Below are 16,928 nucleotides of genomic sequence, written 5' to 3' on the forward strand. Positions count from 1 at the left end.
CCTAGAGGTACTTGAGGAGCTCGGTAGCGCTGCCGATGTAGGTAGCGGGGGTGAGCTTCAGGAGGCGCTGCTTCGCGTCGTCACCGATCTCGAGAGCCTCAACGAACTCAACGAGCTCTGCCTGGCCGATGCGGCGGCCGCGGGTGAGCTCCTTGAGCGCTGCGTACGGGTCTTTGATCGAGGAACGGCCAGCGGTCACCTCTGCGCGGATCACGGTCTGGATCGCCTCGCCGAGGACCTCCCAGTTGTGATCGAGATCGTACGCGAGCGCCTCAGGCGCTGCGTCGATCTGGCCGAGGCCCTTGAGGATGTTGTCGAGTGCGAGCACCGAGTGGCCGAATGCGACACCAATGTTGCGCTGTGCCGACGAATCGGTGAGGTCGCGCTGCCAGCGGCTGGTCACGAGGGTTGCTGCGAGCGAGTCGAGCAGTGCATTCGAGAGCTCGAGGTTTGCCTCTGCGTTCTCGAAACGGATCGGGTTGACCTTGTGTGGCATGGTCGACGAACCGGTTGCGCCAGCAACGGGGGTCTGGCGGAAGTAACCGATCGAGATGTAGCTCCAGATGTCGGTCGCGAGGTTGTGCAGGATGCGGTTTGCGTGAGCCATACGGGTGTAGAGCTCTGCCTGCCAGTCGTGCGACTCGATCTGCGTGGTGAGCGGGTTCCAGTCGAGGCCGAGACCTTCGACGAACTCGCGCGAGATCTTCTCCCAGTCAGCTGCGGGGTCTGCTGCGAGGTGCGCAGCGAAGGTGCCGGTCGCGCCCGAGAACTTGCCGAGGTACTCGATGCGGTCGATCTGCTCGAGCTGGCGACGGAGGCGGTATACGAAGACCGCGATCTCCTTACCGAGGGTGGTCGGCGTAGCTGGCTGACCGTGGGTGCGGCTCATCATGGGGAGCTCGCGGTACAGCTCAGCCTGGCGAGCGAGCTCGTCGATGACCGCGACGAACTTCGGACGCCATGCGTCAGCAACAGCGTGCTTGACGGTGAGTGCGTACGACAGGTTGTTGATGTCTTCGCTGGTGCAGCACACGTGGGTGAGCTCAGCGAATGCTGCGAGGCCCTGCGCCTCGAGGCGCTCGCGGATGAGGTACTCAACCGCCTTCACGTCGTGGTGCGTGACTGCCTCGATGCCAGCAAGCTTGTCGATCTCGGTCTGGCCGAAGTTCGCAGCCCACTCGCGAAGCGATGCGAGCTGGTCGTCAGCGATCGGGCTGCCGCCGAGGAGCGAGTTCGAGGTGAGGTAGGCGAGCCACTCAACCTCAACGTGCACGCGTGCCTTGTTCAGGCCCGCCTCCGAGAGAGTGTTACCAAGCTCGGTAACGGCTGCGCGGTAGCGGCCGTCGAGGGGGCTGATGGGCTGCGGGGGAAGATTGGTCATTGCATCTCCGTGCGATCGTGACGTGGGGTTCACCCGACTGGGAGAACCGAAATCGTTCTTCTATTCTTTCACGTTCGCACGGGGGCGTCAGCCGGAGGCCCGCTTACCCACAGGAAGCACCCAAAGCTACGACGAGGTCAGGGCTGTGAGCAGCGCTCGGCAGCTGCGTTCTACCTGGTCTCGGACGTCGTCGAAGGCAGCCGCGTCTGAGTAGTAGGGGTCGAACACGTCGGGATCCGCCGGTGACTCAGGGTCGTACGCCGTCAACAGCTCGACCCGCGATGCACCGCGCCCCAGCATGATCTCCTCATGGCCCCGATCGAGCGCAATGAGGAGGTCGTGCGACGCGATGTCAGCGTCAGACAACTGGGCCGCACGGTGGGCGCTACCGTTGTACCCGGTCTCGGCGAGCGCTGCGACAGTGCGCGGATCAGCGCCATTGCCCACGTGGTAATTGTGCGTGCCGCGCGAGGTGATGACGAAGCGGTCAGCAACGCCAGCCTGCTCAGCGAGCTCGCGGAAGATCACCTCGCCCATGGGCGAGCGGCAGATGTTGCCGGTGCAGACGAAGCTGATGTGGAACGGCGAAGCGGCCGATGCAGTTGCAGCAGAAGCCGAAGCTGAAACAGGTACAGACACAGGAGACTCCTCTTACTTACGGTTCTTACGCTTCTTCGTGCCAAGGATCGAGTTCATCAGGCTCGCAAGCAGCGACATGACGAACGCCCCAAGCACGCCCCACCAGAAACCATCGACTTCGAGGCCGAACCCGGCGAGGCTGGAGAGCCAGACGACCACCGAGACCATGATGCCGTTCACGATGAACGCGAACAGGCCGAGCGTGATGATGTACAGCGGGATCGACACAAAGCGAACAACCTTGCCAAGCGTCGCGTTCACCAGACCAAATGCGAGCGCAACCAGCACGAGGGTCACCACGTGTGCCTGTTCGGTTGGCTCGTAGGCGCGCACCCAGAATCCGTGGTCACCGCTGCCACCCACAATGAGGGTCGTGAGCCACAAGGCGAACGAGCTGACGGCAATACGAAGAATCATGCGCATACGACCCATCCTCGCACCGACCGCTGATAACCGACCACTGACAAACTCTCAGCAAACGACGCGCCCATATAACGATCTGAGAACGGACGCTAAGTAGACTCGGGAGCTATGAGCCAACACCTCACTCTTGGCTTCGACATGAGCGATCCGGAACCCATCCGATTCCTCGACGAAGCAGGCAACTACGCCCCCTCAGACACCGCGGTCGAGTACGCAGAAGAACTCGAGGCAGCAACGCTTGACGACTTTACAGAGTGGTACAGCGACATGGTCGCGACCCGTGCGTTCGACACGGAGTGCACGCACCTGCAGCGCCAGGGCCAGCTCGCCCTCTGGGTACCGAGCGTCGGTCAGGAAGGCTGCCAGGTTGGGCTCGCGCACGCGGCAGAACCCAAGGATCACATCTTCCCCGCGTACCGCGAGCACGCCATCGCTCGTATCCGCGGCGTAGACCTCGCAGAGCTCGCGCTCCTCTTCCGCGGTTTCTCGCACGGCGGCTGGGACGTCACCGACCCCGCGAACGGCAACTTCCACCTCTATACGCTCGTGCTCGGTGCCCAGGCACCGCACGCGACCGGATACGCCCTCGGCCAGGTACTCAACGCCAAGCGTGACGCGCTCGCCGCAGGCGGATCCGCGCCCATGACGCTCGACCCGGGTGAGGCCGCAGAGCCGACCGGCGAGGCAGCCATGGTCTTCTACGGCGATGGCACCTCGAGCCAGGGTGACGCGAACGAGGCGCTCGTATTCGCTGCGAGCTACCAGACGCCGCAGGTCTTCGTCGTGCAGAACAACCAGTGGGCGATCTCGGTGCCAGTGACGCGCCAGTCGCGCACTCCCCTGTACCGTCGCGCGCTTGGTTTTGGCATTCGTGCGGTGCAGATTGATGGCAATGATCCGCTCGCTGCGTTTGCAGTGGGTCGCCGGTTCATGCGCCTCGCGCGTGAGGGTGGCGGACCGAGCTACATCGAGGCCCTCACCTACCGCATCGGCGCACACACGACGAGTGACGATCCCACGCGCTACCGCGAAAACGAAGAGCTCGAGTCGTGGCGCGACCGCGATCCCATCGAGCGCATGGAGATCTTCCTGCGTTCGAAGGGCGTCGAGGACGAGTTCTTCACCCAGGTCGCAGAGGTGGCGGATCGCGAAGCGAAGCGTATCCGCGACCAGATTCTCACGGCTCCGGCCCCCGAGGCTGACTCCATGTTTGCCAACGTGTACTCGGCTGAGCATCCGCGCATTGAAGAACAGCGCGCATGGCTCGAGCGCTACGAAGCATCGTTTGAGGAAGGCGCCTAATGAGCGACGCAGAGATTACCGCGGGTCGTCAGACCCTGCCCATGGCCCGTGCGATCAATGAGGGTCTGCGCGCGGCAATGAAGAACGATGACCGCGTCCTCATGATGGGCGAAGACATTGGCCCGCTCGGTGGCGTGTTCCGCATCACCGACAAGCTGCACGCTGAGTTTGGCTCGGCGCGCGTGCTCGATACCCCGCTCGCAGAGGCCGGCATTGTCGGCAACGCGATTGGTCTTGCGATGCACGGCTACCGCCCGGTCATTGAGATCCAGTTCGACGGTTTCATCTTCCCCGCGTTCAACCAGATTGTGTCGCAGCTCGCAAAGTTCACCAATCGGCATGACGGCAAGGTGTCGATGCCGATCGTGATCCGCGTCCCATACGGCGGACACATTGGTGCGATCGAGCATCATTCCGAGAGCCCCGAGGCGTATTTCGCGCACACTCCGGGTCTGCGCGTGGTCGCGCCCTCGACACCGAATGATGCGTACTGGATGATTCAGCAGGCGATTGAGTCGCCAGATCCCGTGCTCTTCTTCGAACCGAAGGCGAAGTACTGGATGAAGGGTGAGGTCGACTTCGACCAGCCCACCACCGACCTGCACACCGCCCGCGTCGCGCGCACCGGCACCGATTGCACCGTCGTTGGCTACGGCGCAATGGTCACGACCCTGCTCCAGGCAGCAGAGGTCGCGGCGACCGAGGGCACCAGCCTCGAGGTGGTCGATCTGCGCAGCATCTCCCCCATCGACTACGAGCCGCTGCTCGAATCCGTGCGCAAGACGGGACGCCTCGTCGTCGCGCAAGAGGCCTCGGGCAACGCGAGCGTTGGCAGCGAGATCGCGGCGTACGTTGCTGAGCACGCGTTCTATTCGCTGCAGGCTCCAGTGCTCCGGGTCGCTGGCTTCGATACGCCGTACCCTGCGGCTCGTCTTGAGGGACTGTTCCTTCCTGATGCGGATCGGGTCCTCGAGGCCGTCGACCGCACCATGCACTACTAAGCCCGGCCCGCTCCACGCGGATCGTGCGACATACTGAGACTGAACATCAGGCTTGAGGAGTCCTCATGAGTGAAATGACTTTCCCCCTCCCCGACGTTGGCGAGGGTTTGACCGAGGCTGACATCGTCAACTGGCTCGTAGCGCCGGGCGACACTGTCGAGCTCAACCAGGTCATCTGCGAGATCGAGACAGCGAAGTCGCTGGTCGAGCTGCCGTCGCCCTTCAGCGGCGTCGTGACCGAGGTGCTTGCTGCGGTCGGTGAGACCGTGCCCGTTGGCGCGCCGATTCTGCGCGTGCGCGTTGCTGGCGGGGCTGATGAGGCTGCCGCTGGTGCTAACTCGGTCGATGCTCCCGTCGAGAAGTGCGCTGACGGTGCTGATGATGCTGCGTGCGAGGTTGGCGCCGGGGCTGCTGCTGGTGCTGCGCCCAATGCCGATGCGCCCACTGCCGATGCTCCCGCGGCCGAAGAAGAGGGCGGATCCGTCCTCGTCGGCTACGGCAACGCCGGCACCGTGCGTTCGCGTCGTCGCAGTGGCGGTGAGCCCCTGCTCACTCCCCCGCCGATTCCCGTCGCCGAGGCGATGCCGGTCATCGCGAAGCCGCCGATCCGCAAGCTCGCGAAGGATCTCGGCGTTGACCTCACCCAGGTCGAGGGCTCGGGCATCGCTGGCGAGATTCTGCGCGATGACGTTGTCCGTCACGCGTCGCAGGCGAGCGTCTTCCGCAACCTGTCTACCCCTGAGGTGTCGCCGCAGCGCGAGGAGCGCATCCCGCTCAAGGGCATGCGCAAGCACATCGCGAACGCGATGACCCTCAGCTCGAACGAGGCGCCCCACGTGAGCGTCTTCACCGAGGTTGACGCGACCCGCACCATGGAATTTGTGAAGCGTCTGAAGACGTCGACCGACTTCGCTGGTGTGAAGGTGTCGCCCCTGTTGATCTTTGCGAAGGCGATGCTGTGGGCGATCCGCCGCAATCCCGAGATTAACTCGACCTTCACCGAGACCGAGATTATTCGTCGGTACTACGTGAACCTTGGCATCGCGGCCGCGACGCCGCGCGGACTCATCGTGCCCAACATCAAGGACGCGCAGGAGCTCAGCCTCATCGAACTCGCTCAGGCGATCGAACAGCTGACGATCACCGCGCGCGATGGCCGTACGAAGCCCGCTGAGATGCAGAACGGCACCATCACGATCACCAACATCGGTGTCTTCGGGATGGACTTCGGTACGCCGATTCTGAACCCGGGCGAGGTTGCGATCATGGCGATGGGTACCATCCGCGAGAAGCCGTGGGTGGTTGACGGCGAGGTGCGCCCCCGCATGGTGACGATGGTGGGCGGATCCTTCGACCACCGCGTCGTCGACGGTGACGTGATCTCGCGCTTCGTTGCAGACGTGGCTTCGGTGCTTGAGGAGCCTGCGCTGCTGCTTGACTAGCGCTTGGCGCGCGGCCCCGCGCCCGCGCCAAGCATGCGAAAAGGGCCCTTTCTCCCGAAACTGGTAGTTTCTGGCGCTTGAAAGGGCCCTTTTCGCGTGAAAGTGCCTGTTTCGAGGGGTTGAGCGCCCGCCGAGACGCTTAGGCGCCTGGTGCGGGCACGAGGCGATAGAGCACCTCTGGCCGCCCGCGTTTACCGTAGCGGTGCGACAGGTCGATCGTGCCGCGTTCAACGAGATAGTCCAGGTATCTTCTGGCCGTCGCAGGAGAGATCTCACACGCGGCAGAGAGGCTCGCCGTGGTGCGCGGCATCACCGGGTCCAATGCGGCGATGACCTCTGCAAGAGTCACTGGTGAAATGCCTTTGGGGAGCCGGTGTGGCACGGCGGGCGCCGCAGCATCGCTGCTGGTGGGAGCACCTACGCTGAGCGCCTCCAACTGTGTCGGGGTGAGAGTCTGAATGCTCCCAGTCGAGAGCAGCTGATCGATTTCGCCCTGCGCAAGCGGCAGTTCACGCACGTCTGCCGGCCGAGTCGGACCTTGATTGAGCCCGTCAAGATACGCATGGAGTCTGCTCGCGAGTGCGGCTTCGGTGAACGGCTTCACCAGGTAGCCGATGACCTGGCCAGCAAGCGCTTGGCGCACCGTCACGCGATCCTGCGAGGCGCTGATCACCAGCACGTCAGGGGATGCCGGCCCCATCATGCGCACGCGATTGAGTACCTCGACGCCACTGATGTCGGGCAGGCGCATGTCTAGGAGGACCAGGTCGATGTCTTTGCGAAGGATCCGCGAAACTGCGTCTTGACCCGTGCCAACAGCGGCAGCAAGAGAAAATCCGGGCGTGCTCGCCACGAATCTACTGTGCAGCATCCGTGCGCCAGCGTCATCATCGACGATGAGTACCCGTACCTTGGGAAACTCACCGCGGTGCATCGGAGCGTCAGTCATCGCACCTCCATCTCAAATCGGAACCGGGCCCCGCCCGAAGACGCATGTCCGACCTCGATGTTGCCGCCACGGTCGGTGACGGTGCGCCGTACCAGGTCTAGGCCAATGCCTCGTTCCATGCTGTCAAACGGGCTGTCGGGCGGCAGGGACTTTGTGGAGAATCCGCGTGTGAATACTCGCTCCAGCTGTGCCGCGGGGATTCCATCACCGTCGTCCAAAATCTCGCCGTAGAAGAAGCCGTCGCGCTCTATGAGAGTGCAATCCACTACAGACGCGCCTGCCTCGCCAGAGTTTCGGCAAAGGTTCGTCAGGACAAGGCTGACCTCTTCATCCACCACGCTCGTGACGGAGATGTTTGTTTCGAGGCGCGTACCGTTCGCTCCGAGCTCAGCGGTGAGCGCGTCGAGAGTTGCCCGCAGGAGGGGCTGGTGTTCGAGCTCCACACCGTGAACATTCGAGGTGACGGGGGTGATGCCCTCAATATATTTGAGCGCGTCATCGATGTCTCCGTGCGACACAAGCCCGTGTACGACATGCAACCGTGTGACGAATTCGTGTGACTGCTCTTGGAGCGCTGCCGAGGTGCGGCGAAGCCCTTCGTGTTCCATCGCTGCGGTGTCGAGAAGCCTGAACCGACGTTCGAGAAGTGCGGCCACCAGCGAACTTGTGAGCGTACCGACGATGAGGGCACCAAGGGTCCACGGGAGAAACTGACTAAGCGCATCTTCGATGTCGGCCGCAATTCTGCTCTCGAGAATGCCAACGGACAGCGCGCCGATGATCTCACCCTCGTCATCACGCACGGGAACCTTTGCCCGAAGCGTGCGACCGATGGTTCCCGTCTCTGTTCCGATGAACGTTTCGCCTGCAAGTACGGATGAGTTGTCTGTGGAGACATGGCGACCGCGCTCGCTTGGCGTGGGGTGGGTGATGCGAATCCCGAATTCATCCGAGATGACAACGTAGTCGACACCTGCAGCGCGCTCGATGACATCGGCGAGCGGTTGCAGTTCTTCGGCAGCGACCGAAGGATCATCGTGCACGAGCATGAGGGCGGATCTCACCTGCGTGAGCTCAGCAAGGCTTGAAGCGACGCTCAACACGCGCTTGCTGGTGGCGTCGCGTACCCCGCGCTCCTGCACCGTGAGGGCGATGCTCGTCGTTAAGATCACGGCGGCAACAACGAGCAGCGTCGGGGCGAACAGCATCAGCAGCCTGATGCTCCTGGTCGCGCGTTGAGCTGTCACCGGTGATACCTCCTTTGGTAACGCCCAAGCTTAAACCTGGTAGTGGCGGGAATGGCGGTGGTGCAAAAAACTTGTCGTGTGAATTAATGAGGTCAATTCGCTCCAGGGGTTCTTCAGAGGCTCTTCCCTGCCATGGTGTGTTGATTACCTTGGTGCATGTCAGCGCCGTCACAAAGGAGTGAACGCAAATGACAGAGTCGTATAACGCGCCTTCACAGCGCAAACAAGTGAAACGGTCGCGACCCATCGTGCGGATCGTTGGCAGCCTCATTGCCTGCGCCGCCATCGGTGTCGCGGCATTCGGGTCGATCACCTCGGCCTCTGCTGGCCAGGACATCGCTTCCTCGCTCACCATCGTGGCGCCAGCGGCGGCTGGTGGCGGCTGGGATACCGTCGCACGCGAGATGCAGCAGGCGCAGCGCGCGAACGGCCTCACCGCCAACGTGCAGGTCGTGAACATGCCTGGCGCCGGTGGCACGATCGCCCTCGGCAACATGACGCGACTTGAAGGCCGCGCCAACACCATGCTTGTCGGCGGCACAGGCCTGCTCGCAGCAACCATCCAGTACAACTCGGCCACAACTCTCGATGATGTGACGCCGCTCGCCGTGCTGTTCGATGAGTACGACGTCATCGTCGTTCCAGCAGACTCGCCCCACAAGACCCTCGACGATCTCGTGCAAGCGTGGCGCGCGAACCCGGGAGCTGTCCCCTGGACCGGCGGCGGATCATTCGATCAGCTCGTCGTCACCGAAATGGCGCTCGCCGCAGGCATCGACCCCGTCGACACAACATATATTTCTTCGGATGGTGGCGGTGAAGCTGTTGCCGCGCTCCTCAATGGCACCGCACACGCTGCCGCCGGCGGCTACCCCGACAACATCGACCAGATCGAGTCGGGCCGACTGCGCGCACTCGCACTGATTGCAGAAGAGCCTGTCCCTGGAATTGATATTCCGACTGCGCGCGAACAGGGTTTCGACGTGACAATCGCAAACTGGCGCATGCTTGCTGCGCCAGGCGGCATCACCGCTGAAGAGACCGGCCAGCTGACAACGTTGATCGAGGACTCCGTTGGGACCCCGGAGTGGCAAACCGCCGTAAAGCGTTACCACTGGAGCGAGAACTTCATCACCGGTGATGAACTTTCGACCTTCTTGACCACCGAACGCGAGCGCATTGCGCGCCTGTACGAGGAGATGGATCAGTGACCTATTCACCCAACCCAACATCGATGTCTGCCGTCATCGGCGAGGAGATCGAGCTCGGTGGTGGGCGCGGATCGCGCACAGCGCTCCTCAAGCCCCTGCTGATGCCGCTCTTCCTTTTGACATTTGCTGCCTATCTTGGCGTCGGCATGATCACGATGCGCGTGCCAGAGGGCACTGCCTTCCCTGGCCCCCGGTTCTTCCCTGGCCTCATTGCTGCCGGGCTCGTGCTCTTCGCGGTGCTGCTGACGATCAGCGCGATTCGTGAATACCGCAAGACCCCCGCGTTGATCGTGCAGGAGACGGTTATCGCCGGATCGGCGTCTGAAGGCGTTGGCGTTGGCGGTGCTGGTGCTGGTACTTTTGAGACTGATGCAAACGCGGATCACGCCGCGCCTCGCACGGTGCGCGTTGACTGGAAGTCGCTCAGCTGGGTGGTGGGCTCGTTCCTCGTCTTTGCCCTCGTGCTCCCCTACCTCGGCTGGATCATTGCTGCTGGCTTGCTGTTCTGGGGTGTTTCCCGAGGCTTCGGGGCCGCCCGCTCGCTCACGAGCCTCATTGTCGGACTCACGCTGAGCTCCGTCGTATACATCGCGTTCGATATGGCGCTCGGGATGTCGCTCCCGTCCGGCATTCTGGGTTGGGAGTTCTGACATGGATTCAATACAGCTACTGCTTGATGGTTTTGCGGGTGCTCTGACCTGGCAAAACCTGGTGTGGGTGTTGCTCGGCTGCATCCTCGGTACTGCCGTTGGCGTGCTGCCTGGCCTTGGTTCGTCCATGGCCGTTGCACTCCTGCTGCCCGTGACTTTCTCGCTTGAGCCAACAGCCGCGTTCATCATGTTCGCAGGCGTCTACTTTGGCGGCCTGTTTGGTGACTCCACCATGGGCATCCTGATGAATACGCCAGGCCAAGCCTCTGCGATCGCCTCAACATTTGAGGGGCACAAGATGGCTCGCAACGGGCGGGCAGCGCAAGCACTCGCCACCGCTGCGATCGGCGCATTCATCGGTGGCATCGTTGCTTCAATCATTGTTGTCTTCCTAGCGCCCGTACTCGCAGAATTCTCAACCAAGTTCGGACCCGCTGAGTACTTCGCACTTGCGGTGTTTGCGTTCATTGCAACCTCGTCAGTTGTGACAGACAACGCCGTACGCGGACTTGCTTCACTCTTCATCGGTCTTGGCATCGCAGTCATCGGCATCGATGGAGTCTCAGGTGCGCCGCGCTTCACCATGGACTCCCCCTACCTCTTCGATGGTGTCTCGCTTGTCACGGTCACCGTTGCGGTGCTTGCCCTCGGTGAAGTCATCTATGTGGCTAGTCTCGAACGTCACGTCACGGGAGGCAAGATTATTCGCCCGAAGGGGCGGCCGTGGCTTTCCCGGGCTGAGCTGAAGGAAGCGGCTCCCGCTTGGGCACGAGGTACAGCGATTGGCCTCCCCTTCGGTGTGATTCCCGCCGGCGGAGCTGAAATCCCGACCTTCCTCGCGTTCGGTTTGGAGAAGAAGCTTGACGCGAAGCGGGCAACGCCGATGTTCGGCAAAGGTGCGATCCGGGGTCTTGCGGCTCCGGAGGCCGCCGGTAACTCAACCACCGGCATGGCAATGGGCGCACTGCTCGCACTCGGCCTGCCGATCTCGGCAACCGCTGCAATCATGCTTGCGGCGTTCCGTCAGTACGGCTTGCAGCCTGGTCCGCTGCTGTTCGAGCGCGCACCAGATCTTGTCTGGGCATTGCTCGCGAGCTTCTTCATTGCGATGATTGTTCTGCTGATTCTGAACCTGCCGTTTGCAACGCTGTGGGCGAAGCTCCTGCTGATTCCGCGCCCGTACCTCTATGCCGGAATCACCGTGTTCTGTGCGTTTGGTATCTACGCGACCTCGGGATCACTCTTTGACCTCTTCATGCTGCTGGGTATCGCGCTTGTTGGCTTCATGATGAGGGCCCTGGACTTCCCGATTGCGCCGCTCATCATCGGCATGGTGCTTGGCCCACTGGCAGAGACGAGTTTGCGTGATGCAACCATGAGCGCCAATGGTGACTTCTCGGTGCTCGTACAGGGGCCGATCGCAGTGACGCTCTACGTTCTGCTGGCGGTCGTGCTGGGATCTGCGCTGGTGGCACGGTTGCGCGGCCGCCAGGTGAACAAGGTGCGCTAGTGCGGGCGGGCTAGCTAGTTGGCTAGCTGGCTAGTGCTAGGTGGCCTTGGCTGCTCCACCGGGGAGCCGATCACACGAAAAGGGCCCTTTCTGCCGAAACTCCTAGTTTCTGGCGTATGAAAGGGCCCTTTTGGGATGAAAGTGCCTGTGTCGCGGGGTTGAGCGCGGGATCCTCGCGGGCACCCAGCGGCCGAAAACACTACTTGTGCAGCCCAACACCCTTCACCGCGTGTGACTCGGGCTCGAGTTGCAGCGTTGAGTGGTGAAGATCGAAGTGCGTGATGAGGCACGCTTTCAGCTCGTCGAGCACCGCGTGGTAGCCGCGTTCGTTCCAGGCCCCGTCTTCAACGGTCACGTGTGCTGAGAACGCGGGGACGCCCGAGGTGATGGTCCACGCGTGAACGTCGTGCACCATTGCGACACCGGGCACCGCCTCCATGTGTGCGCGTACCTCTTCGACGGAGAGACCCTTGGGAGTTGCCTCGAGGAGCACGCGTACGACGTCCTTGAGCAGGCTGTAGGCACGCGGCAGAATCATGAGGGCGATCGCAATCGAAGCGATCCAGTCAATCGGGGTCCAGCCGGTGAAGAGAATCACGAGGCCGGCAATGATGACGGCAATCGAGCCGAGGAGGTCGCCGAGCACTTCAAGGTATGCGCCGCGAACGTTGAGGCTTTCCTTTTGTCCCGCCTGCAGTACGAGCAGGCTCACCAGGTTGGCAACCGCGCCAAGAATGGCGGCGATGAGCATCGGGCCGGCGTGCACCTCTGGGGCATCGCCGATGCGGGCGATGGCTTGGACGAAGATGACGACCGCAATCACACCGAGCACGATGCCGTTGATGAGTGCCGCAAGGATCTCGACGCGGAGCAATCCAAACGTACGCTTCGACGTTGCAGGAAGCGCGGCGATCAGCGACGCAATGAGCGCGATGAGCACGCCCGTCGCGTCGGTGAGCATATGGCCCGCATCAGCGAGCAGCGCGAGCGAGTTCGAGATGAGGGCGCCAACAACCTGGGCGACAAAGACCACGAGCGTAATGGCCAGTACGATGATGAGCCGCTTGCGGTGCTTGCCGGTAGCGGTCTGGGCGCTCACACCGTGATCGTGACCCCCGACTCCCTCGTCCCCATGGATGGGGGCGGCAGGATGCCCCGCGCTGAACGCTGCGTCACAGTACTGGTCATCACGATCGGTCATTACTTGCTCATTTCCTTAAAGCGGCGGAGGCGAAGCGAGTTACCCACAACAAACACACTCGAGAAGGCCATCGCGGCGCCAGCAATCATGGGGTTCAGAAGTCCAAGTGCTGCCAGCGGAATCGCGGCAACGTTGTACGCGAAGGCCCAGAACAGGTTGCCCTTGATGGTACGAAGTGTACTTCGCGAGAGGCGGATCGCGTCAGCCGCGCTGCGAAGGTCACCACGCACGAGCGTGATGTCTGCAGCTTCGATCGCAGCGTCGGTTCCGGTGCCCATTGCGAGACCAAGGTCGGCTTGCGCGAGTGCGGGCGCATCGTTCACACCGTCACCGACCATAGCGACAACCTTGCCGGCTGCCTGCAGCTGCTGGATGACCGCGACCTTGTCGCCGGGGAGTACCTCGGCTTCGACGCGATCGATGCCAACCTCACGAGCGACCTGGGCCGCGACCGAGCGATTGTCACCCGTCAGCAGCACCGGCTCAAGGCCAAGCTTTCGGAAGTTGCGGATCGCCTCAGCACTCGTCGGCTTCACCGTGTCGGCAACCGCTGCGACACCGCGCGGGATACCGCCCCACGAGATGATCGCTGCCGTCTTCCCCTCTGACTCCAGGCGGGCGAGCTCTGCGAGCGCAGGATCTGTCAGCTCGGAGGACATTCCTGAAATGGAATGCTTACCGATAAGCACGGTGATGCCCTCGATCGTGCCTTCCACACCCTTGCCAGCGGTGTTCGCAAAGCCGCTTACCGAAGGCAGCTCTGCAGCAGACATTCCGAGCTCGGCAAGCGCACCGCGGGCAATCGCGCGAGCGATGGGGTGCTCTGAAGCGCCCTCCACAGCGGCGACGTAGCGGAGGAGGGTGACGCGGTCGTGATCCGCGCCCTGGATCGAATCGAGGGAGACGAGGTCAGTGAGCGCCATTTCGCCGGTGGTGACGGTGCCGGTCTTGTCGAGGACGATCGTGTCGACGCGACGGGTCTGCTCGAGAATCTCGGGGCCCTTGATGAGGATGCCGAGCTGGGCTCCGCGGCCAGTGCCGACGAGGAGGGCCGTGGGAGTTGCCAGGCCAAGGGCGCAGGGGCACGCGATGATGAGGACGGCGACCGCGGCGGTGAACGCGTCAGCGACGCTGAAGCCGAGAAGTAGCCAGGTGACGAGCGTGCCAAGCGCAATGAGGATCACGATCGGAACAAAGATGCCAGAGATACGGTCAGCCAGACGCTGCACGTCGGCCTTGCCCGACTGTGCGTCCTCGACCATCTTGGCCATCTGCGCGAGCTGGGTGTCCGAGCCAACGCGGGTTGCCTCGACCACAATGCGGCCGCTCGTGGAGACGGTGCCGCCGGCGACGACGGTCCCGGTAGATGCCTCTACGGGAATAGATTCACCGGTGAGCATGGACGCGTCGATCGCGCTGTGTCCATCGACGATTCGGCCGTCGGTGGCGATTTTCTCGCCGGGACGCACTACGAACTGGTCGCCAACCTTCAGGTCTTCAACGGGAATGCGAGTCTCAACGCCGTCGCGCAGCACAGAGACTTCCTTCGCGCCGAGTTCGAGGAGCGCGCGCAGGGCTGCTCCGGCCTGGCGCTTGGACTTCTTCTCGAAGTATCGGCCCGCGAGCAGGAACATCGTGACGCCGGCCGCGGCCTCAAGATAGATGTTGCCCGCGCCGTCGCTGTGCTGCAACGAGAAGTCGAAGCCGTGGGTCATGCCTGGCATGCCGGCGTGGCCGAAGAACAACGCGTAGAGCGACCATAAGAAGGCCGCTCCCGTGCCAACAGACACGAGGGTGTCCATGGTGACGGCACCGTGTCGCAGGTTCGTCCACGCGGCCTTGTGGAACGGCCAGCCGGCCCACACGACTACGGGGGCCGCGAGGGTGAGTGACAACCACTGCCAGTATTCGAACTGGAGCGCAGGAATCATCGCCATTGCGATGACGGGTACCGAGAGCCAGATCGATCCGATCAGGCGTTGGCGCAGGGCAGTGAGCTCGGGATCAACCGCAGGCTCGTCGTCGATCTTGGCCTCAGGTGCCTTCGGCAATGATGCCGAGTATCCCGCGGCCTTGACCGTCTCGATGAGCACCTGGGGATCCATGCCAGCTGGGGCATGCACCGTGGCGCGTTCGAGGGCGTAGTTCACCGTTGCTTGAACGTTGTCGAGTTTGTTGAGCTTCTTCTCAATGCGGTTTGCGCACGAGGAGCAGGTCATGCCACCGAGGTCGAGCTGGATGAAGTTGGGCTGGGCGGTTGCCACGATGCGTCCTTTCTTGCTGTCTGGCGTGCTCAGGCGGTGCCGGTCGACAGTGGGCGCGGATCGCGAGCGCGAATCGGCGCCCAGCTCGTGCGGCCGCGTGAGCTGGAGGGGCGAGGGCTACGCGCGAACTGCTGTGTAGCCGGCCTCGTCAACCGCAGCGATGATTGCTGCATCGTCGAGGGGCTGCTCTGAAGTGATTTCAAGCAGACCAGTCTTGGCGCTGACCTCGAGCGCGATCACGCCAGCTACCTGCTCAACTTCCTCACGGGTGTGGTTCTCGCAATTGCCGCAGGTCATGCCGGTCACGTTGTACGTAGTGGTAATCATGCGACCAGAATATACCCCCCTAGGGTATCTTGCAAGTGTGTATTTCTAGTGCTGCGCATGTGCGGGTGGTGGGGCGGAGCTGGCGTGATCCGCGCCCGGCTTGGTGAACCAGATCGCACAGAGGGTCGTGACCGGCATCGACAGGACGAGGCCGGTGGCGCCCACGAGCGTGCGAATGACCTCCTGGCCCAGCTGCTCGGAGGTGACGAGCTCGATGAGGTCCTTCGGGAATGCGTAGATGAGGAGGAGGACGACGAGCATCGATCCGGCATAAGCGAAGACGAGGGTGTAAATGCTCGAGGCAATGTGATCGCGACCAACTCGCATGGCTGACGCGTAAATGCGGCGACGTGAGAGGTGTGGGTTAAGTGCACGCATCTCCCAGACAACGGAGGCCTGGGACACCGTGATGTCATTGAGCACGCCAAGCCCGGCGATGACGATTGTTGCCGTCAGGATGTCATTCATCTGAATGCCCGGCACCGAGATGGACAGGCTCGATTCCTCAGTGGTGGAGATGCCAGTGAATCGCAGCCAGCGCGTGACCATAGCTCCCGCGACCGCGGTGAACACGATGCCGAAGATCGAGCCGAAAAGAGCCGCGGTCGTACGGTGTGAGAACCCGTGGGCGAGGTACAGCACGATGATCATGATGTCGAGGGAGCCGACGATGGCGACGAGCACAGGTGAGTGGCCCGCGAGAATTGCCGGCAGGATGAACATGACGAGCAACGCGACGGCCGCGCCGACGCCGATCAGCGCCAACCCGCCACGTACCCGGCCTACCAGCACGACGACGAGCACGAACAAGATGGCGACGGCGAGCATCTTGCCGCCGCGCGGGTAGTCGTAGAACGAGTAATTTGTGACGGTTTCGTCGCCAACGGAGTACTCATGCGCGATGAGTCGTACCGCGTCGCCGACCGCAATCGGGCGGCTCTTGGCGCGTTCGGCATCCATAAAGAACGCGACTGGCTTGCCGACAGGGAGGTGAGCGCGCACGCTCAGGCAATCGGTCGCCGTGGGGGCGTCGGCAATCGACTGCTGATCGACGCTTTGCTCACCTGCCTGCGCTTCTTGGCCGGCTTGTCCTCCGGCCTGTCCACTTGCCTGTCCGCCGCCCTGCAGCTGCGGCTGTACGCAGGCCACGGCTTCGACGTGCGTGACGCGGGCATCGACCACCTCCCCGCTCGCTACCGACCCCGACTCTTGCCGTGGCACGTCTTGTTTCGCTGGCCACAGGGCGACCGTGGCGGCAATCGTCGCAACAAAGATCATCAGAACTATGCCGGCGAGGGTTGCGGATCGACGAGTTGGCTTCCTGAGTGGGAAGATCGACGGTCGGTCTTCGCGGTGGTGGTAGTGCATGCGAGCGCTGCCT

Annotated in this window: 15 protein-coding genes; 6 read left to right on the forward strand and 9 right to left on the reverse strand. The window is 62.7% G+C overall.

Going from position 1 to position 16,928, the window contains the following annotated elements:
* Position 1: 1 nt before the first annotated feature.
* The 3 genes from purB to ICL81_RS03040 all read right to left on the reverse strand — a co-directional run bounded on the left by purB (position 2) and on the right by ICL81_RS03040 (position 2,443).
* On the reverse strand, positions 2-1,381 hold the full coding sequence (gene purB / locus ICL81_RS03030; RefSeq protein WP_188033510.1) for an adenylosuccinate lyase: 1,380 nt from the start codon (positions 1,379-1,381) through the stop codon (positions 2-4).
* Positions 1,382-1,507: 126 nt separating this feature from the next.
* Positions 1,508-2,020: a low molecular weight protein-tyrosine-phosphatase gene (locus ICL81_RS03035; RefSeq protein ID WP_353055400.1), complete on the reverse strand. Its 513-nt coding sequence runs from the start codon at positions 2,018-2,020 to the stop codon at positions 1,508-1,510.
* A gap of 12 nt (positions 2,021-2,032) precedes the next feature.
* Positions 2,033-2,443, reverse strand: coding sequence for a phage holin family protein (locus tag ICL81_RS03040; protein ID WP_188033511.1), 411 nt, complete (start codon positions 2,441-2,443; stop codon positions 2,033-2,035).
* A gap of 108 nt (positions 2,444-2,551) precedes the next feature.
* Here ICL81_RS03040 and ICL81_RS03045 point away from each other — a divergent pair, with 108 nt between their 5' ends.
* The 3 genes from ICL81_RS03045 (at position 2,552) to ICL81_RS03055 (ending at position 6,188) form a co-directional block, all read left to right on the forward strand.
* Positions 2,552-3,745, forward strand: a complete 1,194-nt coding sequence (locus tag ICL81_RS03045; protein ID WP_188033512.1) for a thiamine pyrophosphate-dependent enzyme — start codon at positions 2,552-2,554, stop codon at positions 3,743-3,745.
* Entirely contained in the window at positions 3,745-4,746 is a 1,002-nt protein-coding gene (locus ICL81_RS03050; RefSeq protein ID WP_188033513.1) for an alpha-ketoacid dehydrogenase subunit beta, read from the forward strand. The genes ICL81_RS03045 and ICL81_RS03050 overlap by 1 nt, the downstream gene beginning before the upstream one ends.
* 65 nt (positions 4,747-4,811) lie before the next feature.
* On the forward strand, positions 4,812-6,188 hold the full coding sequence (locus tag ICL81_RS03055; protein WP_188033514.1) for a dihydrolipoamide acetyltransferase family protein: 1,377 nt from the start codon (positions 4,812-4,814) through the stop codon (positions 6,186-6,188).
* A 139-nt stretch (positions 6,189-6,327) separates the two neighbouring features.
* Here ICL81_RS03055 and ICL81_RS03060 read toward each other — a convergent pair whose 3' ends face one another.
* Entirely contained in the window at positions 6,328-7,137 is an 810-nt protein-coding gene (locus tag ICL81_RS03060; protein ID WP_251381727.1) for a response regulator, read from the reverse strand.
* Positions 7,134-8,384 carry an ATP-binding protein gene (locus tag ICL81_RS03065; protein WP_353055401.1) on the reverse strand — a complete coding sequence of 417 codons (1,251 nt, stop codon included), beginning with the start codon at positions 8,382-8,384 and terminating at the stop codon, positions 7,134-7,136. The genes ICL81_RS03060 and ICL81_RS03065 overlap by 4 nt, the downstream gene beginning before the upstream one ends.
* 188 nt (positions 8,385-8,572) lie before the next feature.
* Between ICL81_RS03065 and ICL81_RS03070 the strand changes: the two genes are divergently transcribed.
* From ICL81_RS03070 to ICL81_RS03080, 3 genes are read left to right on the forward strand one after another with little or no spacing between them, the layout of a single operon-like run.
* Entirely contained in the window at positions 8,573-9,595 is a 1,023-nt protein-coding gene (locus tag ICL81_RS03070) for a tripartite tricarboxylate transporter substrate binding protein (RefSeq protein ID WP_188033515.1), read from the forward strand.
* Positions 9,592-10,245 carry a tripartite tricarboxylate transporter TctB family protein gene (locus tag ICL81_RS03075; protein ID WP_188033516.1) on the forward strand — a complete coding sequence of 218 codons (654 nt, stop codon included), beginning with the start codon at positions 9,592-9,594 and terminating at the stop codon, positions 10,243-10,245. Before ICL81_RS03070 ends, ICL81_RS03075 begins: the two co-directional genes overlap by 4 nt.
* Before the next feature lies 1 nt (position 10,246).
* Positions 10,247-11,755, forward strand: a complete 1,509-nt coding sequence (locus tag ICL81_RS03080) for a tripartite tricarboxylate transporter permease (protein ID WP_188033517.1) — start codon at positions 10,247-10,249, stop codon at positions 11,753-11,755.
* Positions 11,756-11,954: 199 nt separating this feature from the next.
* On the opposite strand, the gene ICL81_RS03085 is transcribed toward ICL81_RS03080, so the two are convergent.
* The 4 genes from ICL81_RS03085 to ICL81_RS03100 all read right to left on the reverse strand — a co-directional run bounded on the left by ICL81_RS03085 (position 11,955) and on the right by ICL81_RS03100 (position 16,915).
* Positions 11,955-12,956, reverse strand: coding sequence for a cation diffusion facilitator family transporter (locus ICL81_RS03085; RefSeq protein ID WP_188033518.1), 1,002 nt, complete (start codon positions 12,954-12,956; stop codon positions 11,955-11,957).
* On the reverse strand, positions 12,956-15,175 hold the full coding sequence (locus ICL81_RS03090; RefSeq protein ID WP_188033809.1) for a cation-translocating P-type ATPase: 2,220 nt from the start codon (positions 15,173-15,175) through the stop codon (positions 12,956-12,958). The genes ICL81_RS03085 and ICL81_RS03090 overlap by 1 nt, the downstream gene beginning before the upstream one ends.
* Before the next feature lie 162 nt (positions 15,176-15,337).
* Positions 15,338-15,547 carry a heavy-metal-associated domain-containing protein gene (locus ICL81_RS03095; RefSeq protein WP_188033519.1) on the reverse strand — a complete coding sequence of 70 codons (210 nt, stop codon included), beginning with the start codon at positions 15,545-15,547 and terminating at the stop codon, positions 15,338-15,340.
* Between the two features lie 45 nt (positions 15,548-15,592).
* On the reverse strand, positions 15,593-16,915 hold the full coding sequence (locus tag ICL81_RS03100) for a YibE/F family protein (protein ID WP_188033520.1): 1,323 nt from the start codon (positions 16,913-16,915) through the stop codon (positions 15,593-15,595).
* Positions 16,916-16,928 lie beyond the last annotated feature (13 nt).

Source organism: Leucobacter sp. cx-328, from assembly GCF_014530035.1.
GTDB lineage: Bacteria > Actinomycetota > Actinomycetes > Actinomycetales > Microbacteriaceae > Leucobacter.

Excerpts from the sequence above, each read along its gene's own strand:
- ICL81_RS03040 (WP_188033511.1), bottom strand. The coding sequence starts at position 2,443 with ATGCGCATGATTCTTCGTATTGCCGTCAGCTCGTTCGCCTTGTGGCTC.
- ICL81_RS03070 (WP_188033515.1), top strand. The coding sequence starts at position 8,573 with ATGACAGAGTCGTATAACGCGCCTTCACAGCGCAAACAAGTGAAACGG.
- ICL81_RS03090 (WP_188033809.1), bottom strand. The coding sequence starts at position 15,175 with ATGACCTGCTCCTCGTGCGCAAACCGCATTGAGAAGAAGCTCAACAAA.
- ICL81_RS03060 (WP_251381727.1), bottom strand. The coding sequence starts at position 7,137 with ATGACTGACGCTCCGATGCACCGCGGTGAGTTTCCCAAGGTACGGGTA.
- ICL81_RS03095 (WP_188033519.1), bottom strand. The coding sequence starts at position 15,547 with ATGATTACCACTACGTACAACGTGACCGGCATGACCTGCGGCAATTGC.
- ICL81_RS03100 (WP_188033520.1), bottom strand. The coding sequence starts at position 16,915 with ATGCACTACCACCACCGCGAAGACCGACCGTCGATCTTCCCACTCAGG.
- ICL81_RS03085 (WP_188033518.1), bottom strand. The coding sequence starts at position 12,956 with ATGACCGATCGTGATGACCAGTACTGTGACGCAGCGTTCAGCGCGGGG.
- ICL81_RS03050 (WP_188033513.1), top strand. The coding sequence starts at position 3,745 with ATGAGCGACGCAGAGATTACCGCGGGTCGTCAGACCCTGCCCATGGCC.
- ICL81_RS03045 (WP_188033512.1), top strand. The coding sequence starts at position 2,552 with ATGAGCCAACACCTCACTCTTGGCTTCGACATGAGCGATCCGGAACCC.
- ICL81_RS03055 (WP_188033514.1), top strand. The coding sequence starts at position 4,812 with ATGAGTGAAATGACTTTCCCCCTCCCCGACGTTGGCGAGGGTTTGACC.
- ICL81_RS03080 (WP_188033517.1), top strand. The coding sequence starts at position 10,247 with ATGGATTCAATACAGCTACTGCTTGATGGTTTTGCGGGTGCTCTGACC.
- purB (WP_188033510.1), bottom strand. The coding sequence starts at position 1,381 with ATGACCAATCTTCCCCCGCAGCCCATCAGCCCCCTCGACGGCCGCTAC.